The organism is Arthrobacter sp. 24S4-2 (assembly GCF_005280255.1).
Taxonomy (GTDB): Bacteria; Actinomycetota; Actinomycetes; order Actinomycetales; family Micrococcaceae; genus Arthrobacter.
Genome location: NZ_CP040018.1, coordinates 2,258,770 through 2,270,425, shown reverse-complemented (window position 1 = coordinate 2,270,425; position 11,656 = coordinate 2,258,770). Strand labels below are relative to the sequence as shown.

10 protein-coding genes and 3 pseudogenes are annotated in these 11,656 nt (G+C 61.9%); 3 read left to right on the top strand and 10 right to left on the bottom strand.

Going from position 1 to position 11,656, the window contains the following annotated elements; all coding sequences use genetic code 11:
• Nucleotides 1-194 precede the first annotated feature (194 nt).
• A complete protein-coding gene (locus FCN77_RS10335; protein ID WP_137322206.1) occupies nt 195-1,154 on the top strand; it encodes a helix-turn-helix domain-containing protein in 960 nt (319 codons plus the stop codon).
• Between the two features lie 200 nt (nt 1,155-1,354).
• Here FCN77_RS10335 and FCN77_RS10330 read toward each other — a convergent pair.
• A pseudogene (locus tag FCN77_RS10330) lies at nt 1,355-1,930 on the bottom strand (3-hydroxybenzoate 4-monooxygenase); the annotation flags it as partial.
• Between FCN77_RS10330 and FCN77_RS26765 the strand changes: the two are divergent.
• Together FCN77_RS26765 and FCN77_RS10325 are read left to right on the top strand one after the other, a co-directional pair.
• The gene (locus tag FCN77_RS26765) at nt 1,911-2,102 is read left to right on the top strand and encodes a hypothetical protein (RefSeq protein ID WP_254678929.1); all 192 of its coding nucleotides are present in this window, start codon (nt 1,911-1,913) and stop codon (nt 2,100-2,102) included. The pseudogene FCN77_RS10330 and the gene FCN77_RS26765 overlap by 20 nt on opposite strands.
• Nucleotides 2,093-2,320, top strand: a complete 228-nt coding sequence (locus FCN77_RS10325) for a hypothetical protein (protein WP_137322204.1) — start codon at nt 2,093-2,095, stop codon at nt 2,318-2,320. The genes FCN77_RS26765 and FCN77_RS10325 overlap by 10 nt, the downstream gene beginning before the upstream one ends.
• Before the next feature lie 1,061 nt (nt 2,321-3,381).
• On the opposite strand, the gene FCN77_RS10320 is transcribed toward FCN77_RS10325, so the two are convergent.
• The 9 genes and pseudogenes from FCN77_RS10320 to FCN77_RS26755 all read right to left on the bottom strand — a co-directional run.
• Nucleotides 3,382-3,615 carry a hypothetical protein gene (locus tag FCN77_RS10320; RefSeq protein WP_137322203.1) on the bottom strand — a complete coding sequence of 78 codons (234 nt, stop codon included), beginning with the start codon at nt 3,613-3,615 and terminating at the stop codon, nt 3,382-3,384.
• 225 nt (nt 3,616-3,840) lie between these two features.
• Entirely contained in the window at nt 3,841-4,824 is a 984-nt protein-coding gene (locus tag FCN77_RS10315) for a glycerate kinase (protein ID WP_137322202.1), read from the bottom strand.
• A gap of 10 nt (nt 4,825-4,834) precedes the next feature.
• The gene (locus FCN77_RS10310) at nt 4,835-5,767 is read right to left on the bottom strand and encodes a 3-keto-5-aminohexanoate cleavage protein (RefSeq protein ID WP_137322201.1); all 933 of its coding nucleotides are present in this window, start codon (nt 5,765-5,767) and stop codon (nt 4,835-4,837) included.
• Nucleotides 5,768-5,971: 204 nt separating this feature from the next.
• Complete coding sequence (locus FCN77_RS10305; RefSeq protein ID WP_254678928.1) at nt 5,972-7,222, bottom strand: MFS transporter; 1,251 nt, start codon at nt 7,220-7,222, stop codon at nt 5,972-5,974.
• Nucleotides 7,223-7,373: 151 nt separating this feature from the next.
• Nucleotides 7,374-8,453 carry a LacI family DNA-binding transcriptional regulator gene (locus FCN77_RS10300; protein ID WP_137322200.1) on the bottom strand — a complete coding sequence of 360 codons (1,080 nt, stop codon included), beginning with the start codon at nt 8,451-8,453 and terminating at the stop codon, nt 7,374-7,376.
• 326 nt (nt 8,454-8,779) lie between these two features.
• Nucleotides 8,780-9,082, bottom strand: a pseudogene (locus FCN77_RS10295) (gamma carbonic anhydrase family protein); the annotation flags it as partial.
• Between the two features lie 228 nt (nt 9,083-9,310).
• A complete protein-coding gene (locus tag FCN77_RS10290) occupies nt 9,311-10,282 on the bottom strand; it encodes a 3-hydroxyacyl-CoA dehydrogenase family protein (RefSeq protein ID WP_137322199.1) in 972 nt (323 codons plus the stop codon).
• 949 nt (nt 10,283-11,231) lie between these two features.
• Nucleotides 11,232-11,483, bottom strand: a complete 252-nt coding sequence (locus tag FCN77_RS26760; RefSeq protein WP_254679087.1) for a hypothetical protein — start codon at nt 11,481-11,483, stop codon at nt 11,232-11,234.
• A gap of 9 nt (nt 11,484-11,492) precedes the next feature.
• A pseudogene (locus FCN77_RS26755) lies at nt 11,493-11,654 on the bottom strand (MarR family transcriptional regulator); the annotation flags it as partial.
• Between the last annotated feature and the right edge of the window lie 2 nt (nt 11,655-11,656).

Here is an 11,656-nt window from a genome sequence, read left to right as displayed (position 1 = left end):
CAGTTGCGGAACGCCATGTATCGAGTATTGGCTGTTCGGGCGTTTTGCGTCTTCTCTGGGAGTGCCCGAATCTTGCACGCCAGCGCACAGACTGTGATCCAAGCCATAGTGAGCAGGTAAAATGGTTTGAAGCACACCATGGACAGTCCCAGCGGGCGGTGCCAATGCGATGTGGAACCGTGAGGAGTTGCCAGATGGAGTTGATCAGCACCGACCGCCTCGCCGTCGCCGAGCGTTTCGATGCCTATCGAACGGCAATCTCCGAAGCCTTTGTTCCCTTGGACGCGGCCATAGGTGCGGGGCCTTCCTTTGAAGCGGTCCTGCGGAGTGAGGACTTGGGCCAGCTCAGCGTGACCGACATCAGTGCGACGGCCCATGTGGTGGCTCGGACCCCACAGTCAATTCGTGCCGGAGATCCGGAGAACTACAAGCTTGGCTTGCAGGTAAACGGCTACAGCGTCGTCTCACAGGACGGCAGGGAGGCAGCGCTGACGCCAGGCGATTTCGCCCTGTATGACACCTCGCGGCCTTACACCCTCTCCTTCGACCAGTCCTACCGGATGATGGTCGTCATGTTTCCACGGACCCTGCTGCGCCTGCCCGAGCGGCCCGTATCCACACTCACCGCCCGGCGGATCTCGGGCAGGCAGGGTATTGGCGCCCTGCTCTCCCCGTTCCTTGTAAATCTTGGCCGACAACTGACCACATCGGATTCAGCCGTGAACGTGCACCTGGGCGACGCCGTCCTGGACCTGCTTGCAGCAACGTTCGCCGAACAGCTGCAACTAAGTTCCTTGGTCTCCCCCGAAACCCATCAGCGCGCGCTGACGCTGAAAATCCGAGCCTTCATCAGCGAACGCCTGGGAGACGCCGAACTCAGTCCCGCCCAGATTGCGGCAGCCCATCACATCTCTCTGCGCTACCTTCACCGGCTCTTCGAGCTCGAGGGACACACCGTAAACGGGTGGATCCGCAGCCAGCGCATGGAACGATGCCGCCGAGACCTCACCGACCCTCGCCATACCTCCATCTCCGTCTCCGCCATCGCCGCACGCTGGGGCCTGGCCAATCCAGCTCATTTCTCGCGGTTGTTCAAGGCCACTTACGGAGCGACTCCCGGCGAATACCGGTCAGCAAAGCCCCAAGGCCAGTAACCCTCGGAGCTACGCCGCCTGAACGGTAACTACTGCCTCGGAAGCATTATCGTCGACCCAAGCCAGCCTGACTCCAAGCAGAAACCCGTTTCGACCGGCTAAACCGGCTCTGACCTGCGGAAGTACGCCGATGGCGGGCCGCGTTGACCTAAGACCAATGCGAGCGGCCCGGCGACGGCCTCACGCCGGGTCTTGCGCGATCACACCCTCTCGGACAGTCCTGCACGCAGGACGGGTGCGAAGAACTCGCCGAGCTCGGCCGCTTCCGTCAGGGGCAGAACGCTCGCGACGTACTGGTCCGGTCGCACCACAACGATCGCGCCGGCGCGGTCGATGCCGCGCAGCTCGAAGATGTCCGCCGTCGGATCAGTTGCGTAGACCTTCTCAAGGTAGTCGAGCTGGAACGGCCCCACCTGGGACTTGAACGCTGCAGGCACTGCGCCGATGTCCACGTTCGTGTGGTCCTGCTGGTAGATCACCTTCACGTCGAACCGTGCGTGGGGGTCGGCGCCCGACGGCGTTGCGGCCACCGGCGATTCGGGCGAGTTCGCGATCCATTCGGCGACGTCGGCCATCGGCGACGGAGCGCCAGCCCCGGCGGCGTCAGCGTAGACGTAGATGCGCCAGCGGCCGTCCGCGGCCGCTTGGTGGCCCAGCTGCAGTGGGTTTGTGTCGCAGACCCGCACGACGGGCGCGGATTTGAATCGCTTGCCGATGGTAAAGCCGGCAGCAAGCTCCCGGTGGGCTGCTTCGCCAATGAGCATCGAGGAGGCGTACACCTCCGAGCCCCAGAAACCCGGGCCACCCAAACCGCACGCAGCGACCATCACAGCCCTGACCTGTGAGCTGGCCGAACGCGGCATGACCATCCGTGACGGGCTCCTCGTCGGAGACAAGGCCGTCTCGCAGTACGACGGCGGTCCCCGGGACGGACTGACATGCTACTAAAGGCGACACAGTCCAGCCGGATCAATGCCGAATTCGTCTACCGCGGCAGCACCATCGCACCAACAAACCGCGTCACCCTGCCGGCCTCGATAAAAGAAGGCCGCACAGCGGACGCCGTCGATAACCGAGTGAAGGCAACGCACAGGATGAACGCGGGCGAAGCGCGCGAACAAGCCAGGCCGCGCTGGGACGGCATGCTGGACGCGATCAGATCCTGACCACGGCACGAAGGCCCGGGGAAAGCGATTGCAAAGTAGCGAAGGGTTCACGGCCGGAACCGGTCATGTCGCCCGCTCCGTGAACGACAATGAAGAAGTAGCAGAGACCTGAGCCACCGCGTTTCTAGTGGAAGGAGCACCTCGGCCACAACAACGGCCACCAACTAAAAAGGCCCCGAGGGGCCCTCATGTGAACAGTATGCCCATACTCAGAGGCCCACATGCCCCTGAACAGGGAAAACACGTGCCCGAGGGGGGCTCGAACCGGACTCCAGCCCTTGCAAACACTGGGAACAACTCGACAAAACATCCCCAATTCGAGCCAGTCCAACCGATGTACGGCCGATCCGAAGCCCAAGGTGTGGACACTGTCCGCACCTTCTATTCTGCCCAATTTCCTGCCACTTCTAATCGAATGTCCCGACCGCCGCGCCCGACAGTTCTACAACGTACGTGCGACAGCGCCGCCCTGAATTGCCCGGGTCCGAAGTCGGTCGCAGCGATGACGACAGAACAGATCGAGCACCTGCCCATGAGGAAAGGCAGGCCGGGATAATCGGCGAGCGTCATGGCGGTTGATCCCTCCTCCCCCACATCTCATGGCCAAACGAGCGGGAACCCGCATGACAAGGAGACGATCCGCCCCGTACGATTACCGGCTTTGCGGGCGCCGAGTTGCCGGTTTGCGAAGCCGCCGGGTGAATGGGCTGGGCCAGCCCCTCATACGGCGAAAACTCGCCTTCGTCACCAGCCTTACCGAACGCCGGCTAGCGGCGTTAGAATTCCCAGCCTGGAGCTCTGGCTGGATATCGAGAGATAGGGATGGTGTCAGAAGTGCTCGGCAACCCGGGCCACAGGGAGCCCTGCCAGCTAGGCCGCGGCGCGTCAGCACCCGGCCAAAACATTCGCTGGTGCAGAAAGCGTCGGCGGGAGTGCCGGCACACGTGTCCGGTGACCACCCAGATGTACGGGGCCTGTTCGCCATCATCGGCGAAATCGGCGGACGAAAGAAGCCTCGCGACGAACACAGCCGCACTCTTCGCCCCCGGTGCCGAGACCCGCTACCTGCTGTGCTGGCCGGAATGTGCACCGTCGAGCACGGGAAGTTCAACTTCTTCGCGGTGGTCAAATGCGCTCCTGAAACCGTAGCTATCTACCACCCAGACAACAATGGAGTCGGCGGGTTTGATGTCCACGACGGCAGAAAATCGCCGCACGGTGCCTTCGTGGACGTCAACCAAATCGCACTCAGCCAGCCGCGTCCAGTTCTGAGCTCCGCGGATCTGGGGCGTCATGCGGGATCATTTTCGATAGGGTCACCGGCATCGACTGGAAGAGTCCGTCGCGGTAAGCGTTCAGTACTGTGGCAGCGATGTGGCGGAGGCGCTCATGGAACTTCATCAGGGGTCTCTTCAGAGGTGTAGGTGGAGATGCGGCGGGACTCCAGATGAGGAATGATCTTTCCGGCGTTCCAACTCCAGGAAGTGCTGGCTTTTGCGGTGCCAGGCTTGCCGTAGCTGCTAGGACGCGGCCCTATCGGCGCCCACCAAGCTGGCGATCTGGTGTCCAGCATGTTGCAGGGCTGCTGTATCGGATGCAACGACGACGCCGGCGAAATTATTGGCGTAGTCTCCGAGGTCGGGGTCGACGGATCCGACAACGGCGTATACCGGTTTGCCGGTGCTCCGAGCAAGGATTTCCGAGATGATCTTGCCTTGTCCTGTCTGGGAGTCAAGGCGTCCTTCGCCAACCACAATGGCGTCCGCGTTTGCGGCCGATCGGTCAAAGTCCACGAGGTTAAGCACGAATTCGGCTCCAGGCACTAGCGTTGCGCCGTACATCGACCACATGCCTCCACTGAAACCACCTGCCGCGCCGGTTCGTGGGACTCCACGCGGGTCGCGCGGGTAATCCGAGGCGTGGGCGTGGAGCCTGGCGGTGAGCTGGTCCACCTCCGTTGGGCTGGCGCCTTTCTGCGGGCCGAAGACACGAGCGGCGTTCTCGAAGACGGTGGTTACGTCGCTGAGCACTGTCACGGTGGCCCCGCGGAGCCCCCCGTGCTCCTCGATCGCAGTGATGGCGCCGCTGCCTCCATCGGTTGTTGCGCTGCCGCCCGCGGCGACCAGGATCCTGCGGGCACCGCTTCGGGCGGCGTGGGCCATCAGAACCCCCGTTCCGTACGTGTCCGCCGTGAGGGCGTTCCGCTCTCCGGTACAGGGCGCAGTAATGCCGCTGGCTGCGGCCAGACCGACCACCGCCGTCCCGTTCGGTGCCAGCCCGTAGCAGGCCCGTAGCGGTTCGCGCCAGGGGCCGAAGGTTTCCACCCAGACCTCCTCGGCTCCGAGGGAACTGCTCAGAATTTCGCAGGTGCCCTCACCGCCGTCGGCTACAGGGAGTTCGGTGACGTCGGCGCCGTAGGCATGGGCTCCGCCGGCGATCAGGCTTGCGACGCGGGACGCGGTGAAGGTGCCTTTGAAGCTGTCGGGCGCGATGAGGATATGCATGTTCTTTGTCCTAGAAGCCGACGTTGTCGCGGCCCTTGAGTTGGAGCATTTCGCGGGCCTCATCCGGGGTGGCCACTTCGAAGTTCAGCGCTTCGAGGATCGTTCGAATACGCCTGACTTGTTCAGCGTTCGTCTTGGCCAATTCGCCGGGCCCGATCCAGAGGGAGTCTTCCAGGCCCACACGGACGTGGGATCCCGTGGCTGCGCCGATGGTGGCTAGGGGCATCTGGTTCTTGCCGGCGCCCAGGATGGACCATTCGTAGTTGTCGCCCAAGAGACGGTCTGCTGTGCGGCGCATGTGCATGAGGTCTTCCGGGTGGGCGCCGATGCCGCCCAGGAGCCCGAAGACGGACTGAACGAACAGTGGTCCGCGCGCGAGGCCGCGATCGTGGAAATGCGCCAGGTTGTTCAGGTGTGAGATGTCGTAGCACTCAAACTCGAAGCGGGTTCCATTGGAGTTTCCGATGTTGAGGATGGTTTCGATGTCCGAGAACGTGTTCTTGAAGACCAGGTCGCGGCTTCGCTCGAGTCCTTCGCGTTCCCATGCATGTCCGAAGTCTTTGAAACGCTCAAGCATGGGGTATAGCCCGAAGTTCATTGACCCCATGTTCAGGCTTGCGAGTTCCGGCTTGAAAACGGAGGCCGGAAGCATGCGTTCCTCGACAGTCATGTGCGGGGATCCGCCGGTGGTGATGTTGATGACGGCGTCGGTGTTGGCTTTGAGCTTGGCCAGAATCGGTTCGAAATGGGCAGGGTCCTGGGATGGGCGGCCGTCCTTGGGGTCCCGTGCGTGCATGTGGACGATGGCCGCTCCGGCTTCGGCCGCGCCGATGGCTGCATCGGCGATCTCTTCAGCGCTGATAGGCAGGTGAGGGGACATCGATGGCGTGTGGATGGCGCCTGTGACGGCGGAGGTGATGATGACCTTGCGTTTGCGGGACATGATGATGCTTCTTTCGGCGATGATTTTTGGTTCTGGCAGAGGCACCGAATTTAGCTTTTCGGTGCCTGCCGTGGAGTTGGGGAGGGAGAAGAGGAATGCCAGGTCGGCGGTGTCTCCGTGGCTGGTCGGATCGACGCAGTATGGGGCGGTGGGCCCGCGGTGCGTTTGTCCGCTAGCCCGGGGTTTTCACGGGGCGAATCAGGGCTAGTGAACGGTTACAGTCTTCGGCTCAACTTTCTTGGAACCGCGTTTAAGTCCAAGGGTGAGGAGCGCGCCGATGAGACACATGCCGACGACGAACCAGAGGCCGTTAATTTTCGACCCTGTGGTGTCCTCGATGAATCCCATGACGTAGGGGCCGGTAAAGCCGCCGAACAGCCCCACGGTGTTGACGAACGCTAGACCGGCGGCCAGGGAGGATCCGGAGAGCCTGGTGGTGGGGTAGGTGTAGAGGACTGGCAGCAGGGCGTAGAAGTTGAAGGCCGCGAGGGAGAAGCCGATCAGTCCCAGGACGGGGCCACCGATGGCGCCGAGCGTGAAGCCGGCCGCGATCCCGATCATCGTCGTGGTGGTTATCAGCTTCGAGCGTGAACCTGTGGTGGCCAGTCTTGGTATCGTCAAGGCTCCTACAGCGGAGAAGATCCAAGGGACGGCAGTCAGCAGGCCAATCTGAATGGGACTGAGTTTTCCGTACGTGCCGACAATGGTGGGCAGGAAGAAGGCAAGGGTGTAGAAGGCGATCTGGTGGGTGAAGTAGACCGCGACCACGAGCAGGATCTGCTTGTCCTTCACGATGTGGCGAAGTTTTGAGTTTCCGGCAGCCTTCGCGCCAGCCTGTTCTTCGGCGGCGATCCGGGCCTCGAGGTCTTCGGCCTCATCCCGGGTGAGGAATTTGGCGTCTGTGGGCTTGTTGGGCAGCATCTTCCAGATGATGAAGGCAAGGCCGCAGGCGGGCAGGCCCTCGATGATGAACATCCACTGCCATCCATGCAGCCCGCCCAAGCCGTCCAGGGTCAGCAGTACGCCACCGATCGGGTTGCCAATGATGTTGGCAATGGATCCGCCGAGCAGGAACATGCCGTTTGCCTTGGCCCGGTGCTCGAGCGTGAACCACTGGGTGATGAGGTACAGGATGCCGGGGAACAGACCTGCTTCGGCGATGCCGAGCAGCATGCGCATGATGTAGAAGGACGTTTCGCCTTGGACGAAGGCCATGCCCGCTGAGAGCAGGCCCCAGGTGATCATGATGCGCATGATCCAGAAGCGGGCGCCAACTTTGTGCATGATGAGATTGGAGGGGATTTCTGACAGCGCGTAGGTCAGGAAGAATATGCCGGCGCCGATGCCATAGGCGGTTGCGGAAAGGCCGAGGTCAATCTCCAGTCGGTCCTTGGCCATGCCGATGTTTGACCGGTCAATAAATGCTATGACGTACGCGGCGATCAGCAGAGGCATCAGGCGCCGGTATATGACCTTATTGATAGCTTTTGGCGGCCTCATTGCCGTCCTGACGGAGTTGATGGACATAGGTGTACCTTCTCTTGTTAATAGGGTGCCCGGGAGATGGCCGGGGAGGAGTGTTGCTGTTACGCGGATGCTGGCGGCTTCATGGGGATGCCGGAGCTACTCCGGCGGGACATCCGCAGGATGTCCCGAAATGCAGCCGGTGTGGGCATATCGTGAGGGCGTACGTGGTTCGGGGGGAAGCGATCTGGTCCAGGAGCAGCTCGAATGCCCGGTCCGCCATCTGCTTTACGGGTTGAACGATGGTGGTCATGCCGATCAGCTGTGAGCGGCTATGCGGCAGTCCGTCGCTGCCAACGACGGCTACGTCTTCCGGGATTCGAAGCCCAAGGGCCAAAGCGTGTTCCATGACTCCCATGGCTATTTCATCCGAGCCGCACACAATCGCCCTAGGCGGGGCCGATGAGTCCAGAAGCTGCTGCGCGGCGACCAGCCCTCCGTCGGCGCTCAGACGCGTGCTGATCTTGCGCGAGCCGGTGATCTCGACCCCGGCCGCCGCTGCGGTGCGGACGAAGGCGATTTCACGGGCCATGGAGGCTGTTGAGAATCGTGGACCGATCACGGTGGCGATCTCGGTGTAGCCATGGTCCAGGATGTGCTGCATGAGCTGGGACGCTGCCGTATCGTCGTCGATTCCCACGAAGTCGCCAGGGACGTGGTCTGCACGCCGGGAGAGATAGACGTATGGAATACGCCGCTGCCTCAGCGTGCGCAGTGCACGGGAGTCTTCCCGTAGAGCGCCGGCGATGATGACTCCATCGACGTTTCGTGCCGCCAGTGTAGAGGCGATCTGGGCGAGGGATTCGGGGTCATCGAATGTTGTGGCGACAAATACGTCGAACCCCTCGGCAGCCGAGGCAGTGATGATGTGCTGCGCCCATCCTGTGTGCATCGGGTTGGTGATGTTGGGCAGGATGAAACCGACGACGCGCGTGAGTAACGGGTCGGGCAGGCGGCCGTGGCCGGATGGCCGGTAGCCGAGTTCATTGGCAATCCTCAGAATCTGCCGGCGTGTATCAGCCGAGACGCCTTGGCGGCCATTCATGACATAACTGACCGTGGCCGGTGAAACGCCCGCTGCACGTGCAACAGCAGCAGCAGAGATTTTCGCGGGACGCTGTGAATTCGGCACGGGCGTCTCGGCTGCTGTAACACCGACCATCGTGCCTCCTTTCAACGTCGTAAGGGGATTCCCAGCTGGAACTCTCTGTGATGTCCATTACAGCGGGGACAGTGGATGTTAAGCAACGTTAAGTAAATTGGAAGGAAGCGTTGTTCGTTTCAAGGCATGAAACCGGTCTAAGGAGGCAGGCACGGGCTCGCGGTGACAGGCAGGCGGGGTTCTGATGGCACTCATCCACAGGGGCCCAGGGTTTACGCAGTCCGGTCATTCGGTCGGGCCGGAGGAGTGTTGCACGACGGCGTTGCATTGGGGTGCGTTTAGTAGAGCTGACCGGAGGCGGGCCCGGCCTCGTGGTGGTTTAGGCCGGACATTCCGTTGAGGCAGTCGTCCTCTGCGGTGCAGCCGTGGACGACTGCGGAGTGTCCCACGCTGATGCGGTCGCCCAGTGTGCAGGCGTAGCCGGGGTCGGCATGGTGCACGACGTAGTCCTGCAGATTTGTGCCCGCGCCCACGCTGATCGCCGCGGTATCGGCCCGGACGGATACGCCGTAAAAGGCACTCGCATTCTTAGCGAGTGTGGCACTGCCGATGATGGCGGCAGTCGGTCCTACGAACGCGGATTCGTGGATGTCCGGCATAATGCCGGCGAAGGAGTAGATGGGAGACATGGGGCGGAACCTCCGAAGCGTTAGGGGGTGTCTACGGCATCTCCGTGCCCGGTGGGAGCCGGGACGATGAAATGGGGGTTGGCCGACGGCGCTGTTGCAGCGACCCCTGCCGTCACCCCCGGCAAGCGCCCGAAGGCGCAGTGTCGTGCCAGGGGGCCGGCGCTGGGAAACCCCAGCCCCCGAGGTCTCGATGTTTTCTTGCTCCGGAAATGGAGCCGGACAAGAGATCTACACGTTTTTGGAGAGGAACGGCGGCGGGCCAAGCCGGTCCTTAAGGGCCTTGAGTTCAGCGTAGGCCCGGTCCCGGTAATTGGCGATCTCTTGAGCTGCGGCCGGATCCATGGTGAGGAACCCCTGTCCGGATTTAAGGCCAAGGTGGCCGTCGGCGACTTTGGCCTTGAGTACTTCGGGCGCTGCGAGGCGGCTGCCGTAAGCACTTTCAATGCTGCGGAAGGAGTACTCATAGACGTCCAGGCCGGCGATGTCCGCAATGGCAAAGGGTCCGAAGAAGGCCAGTCGGAAGCCGAAGGCATTGCTGACGACCTCGTCGACTACCTCCGGGGTGGCCAAGCCCTCTTCAACCATGGATGAGGCTTCCTTGAACAGGGCGTACTGGAGCCGGTTGGCGACGAATCCGGCCGAATCGGCGACGCGCGTGGCGACTTTGTCTGCCTTTTTGAGCAGCTCTTCCACGGCGAATATTGCTTCCGGTGATGTGTTTTCAGTGGGGATAATTTCCACGGAAGGAACGAAGAATGACGGGTTCATCCAGTGCACGCCGAGGAAGTTTTGGGGCCGGGTGACGGACTCTGCCAGGGTGGCAATCGGAATGGCCGAGGTGTTGCTGCCGATAACGGTGTGCGGTCCGGCGGCTCGGCTGATGCGTCCCAAGGTGGACTGCTTGAGTTCAAGGATCTCCGGGACAGCCTCGCTGACGTAGTCGGCTCCTTCTACGGCGTCTTCGATGCTCTCGACTGCCCGCAGATTGGCCACCAGCAGGTCATGGGCGCCCTCAGGGAACAATCCCCTCGACTCGTAGTCCTTACCCTCTTCAACCAGACGGCGTACTGAGTTTTGGGCGGCTTCCGCCGTGACATCCGCCAAAGCGCACGGCAGGCCTGCCAGGGCCAGGGCCTGCGCAATCCCTCCGCCCATGTATCCACCGCCGACGACAGCAACTTTGGTAATTTCCGTGGGCATTTGAACTCCTTTGAATAGTCGGACATGACTTTTGATTGCGCAATGAATAGGCAAGGCCGTCAAGGCGATTTCGGCAGCAACATCCGCTTGCTTGGCGTTAAGCCCGCCTCAGGTAGAGTCTGGGAGCCACGTCGATGTAGGCACCCGGACACTGGCCCCGCTCGCCTGCATGTGCGCTTGCTAGGAGCGTAGAGCCGGACACCCTCGTAAGCAACGTTAAGTCCGGAGGACAGCACCGACGCGGCGCGGCATAGATCCATTAACCTGGTCCTGGCGCGGACCGGAATTCGCTGGCGGCTTGGGAACCATGAGAGGCCAGCAAACGTCCGCGAACCCTTGTCGGAAGCTGAGTGCCATGTAATCACCGCTTGATCTTCTCGGAAAATCGCGTGTGCGTGGCGCAGCAGGAGGCCTCCGAGCTGGCGGCGCCGTTCGGGGGAGAACCGGGGTTCTATCCGCTGATGCTCAGCCAAAACTTGGCCCCAGTCAGGCCCCTTGAATCCAATTCAGGCGGGTGAGTCTTAAAGCAAGTTTCGGGAAAGCCGTGCAAAAGATAGCCCGGAGGCAGGAGCGATTTAGCGAGTGGCTAGCGCTCGGTCGTCGAAGTGCGGTGGCGGGGCCTCACCGATTCAACTCCCCAGAATCCCGATCGGATGGCAGCATCAGCTGGAGGCAGATGCCTAGGGAGCGGAAGAGAGAGCCATTGCGAGTGCGTGGGACGCCACCTCTTCGACGCAATAGTCGGGGACATTGATGACGACGGTGTCATGCCGCCTCGGCGTCGATGTTGTCGATACGGATGCCGTAGCGGGTGATCACTTTCGCCATAGGAAGTGAAGCGATCAAATCTGCCGAAACGGCACGTGCGTGGTGAGAACCGCATCGCGTCGGGGAGAAGAGGGCTATACCTTCCTCTGCGCTTTCCTGCTGAGAGTCAGCCCACCCCTAGTCAGTTGTCGGCCTGGTCGCCTTCAGATTCGAAGGCGATTTCGTCTAGATGGAGCCGCAAACGTGCCGCAATCCTGCCGGCAGCCTCGAGGTCCTCGGGCGGAAGTGCATCAACGAAGAGTCGGCGGACCAGCCGCAGGTGTGACGCCGAGGAACTCCGAAAGGTGCGGGCGCCATCGTCCGTCAGCTCGATCTCAGCACCCCTGCTGTCAGAGTCGGATTTATTGCGCCGGATCAGCCCCCGCTTCTCCATTCGCCCAAGGTGATGTGAAAGGCGGCTTCGCTCCCACCCGATTCCCTCCGCGAGTACCGAGGATCGCAACCGGTGCTGCTCAACTTCACTGAGGGCCAAGAGTACGGAGTAGTCACTCGGGGAGACGTTGGAAGTAGATTGCAGTCCGGCTGCCAACGCCTGCCTAAGCATCT

Coding starts and splice junctions, on each gene's coding strand:
- FCN77_RS10300 (WP_137322200.1), bottom strand. CDS start 8,453: ATGGTCGGTGTTACAGCAGCCGAGACGCCCGTGCCGAATTCACAGCGT.
- FCN77_RS26760 (WP_254679087.1), bottom strand. CDS start 11,483: ATGGAGAAGCGGGGGCTGATCCGGCGCAATAAATCCGACTCTGACAGC.
- FCN77_RS10290 (WP_137322199.1), bottom strand. CDS start 10,282: ATGCCCACGGAAATTACCAAAGTTGCTGTCGTCGGCGGTGGATACATG.
- FCN77_RS10310 (WP_137322201.1), bottom strand. CDS start 5,767: ATGTCCCGCAAACGCAAGGTCATCATCACCTCCGCCGTCACAGGCGCC.
- FCN77_RS10315 (WP_137322202.1), bottom strand. CDS start 4,824: ATGCATATCCTCATCGCGCCCGACAGCTTCAAAGGCACCTTCACCGCG.
- FCN77_RS10335 (WP_137322206.1), top strand. CDS start 195: ATGGAGTTGATCAGCACCGACCGCCTCGCCGTCGCCGAGCGTTTCGAT.
- FCN77_RS10320 (WP_137322203.1), bottom strand. CDS start 3,615: ATGACGCCCCAGATCCGCGGAGCTCAGAACTGGACGCGGCTGGCTGAG.
- FCN77_RS10325 (WP_137322204.1), top strand. CDS start 2,093: ATGCTACTAAAGGCGACACAGTCCAGCCGGATCAATGCCGAATTCGTC.
- FCN77_RS10305 (WP_254678928.1), bottom strand. CDS start 7,222: ATGCCTCTGCTGATCGCCGCGTACGTCATAGCATTTATTGACCGGTCA.
- FCN77_RS26765 (WP_254678929.1), top strand. CDS start 1,911: ATGAGCATCGAGGAGGCGTACACCTCCGAGCCCCAGAAACCCGGGCCA.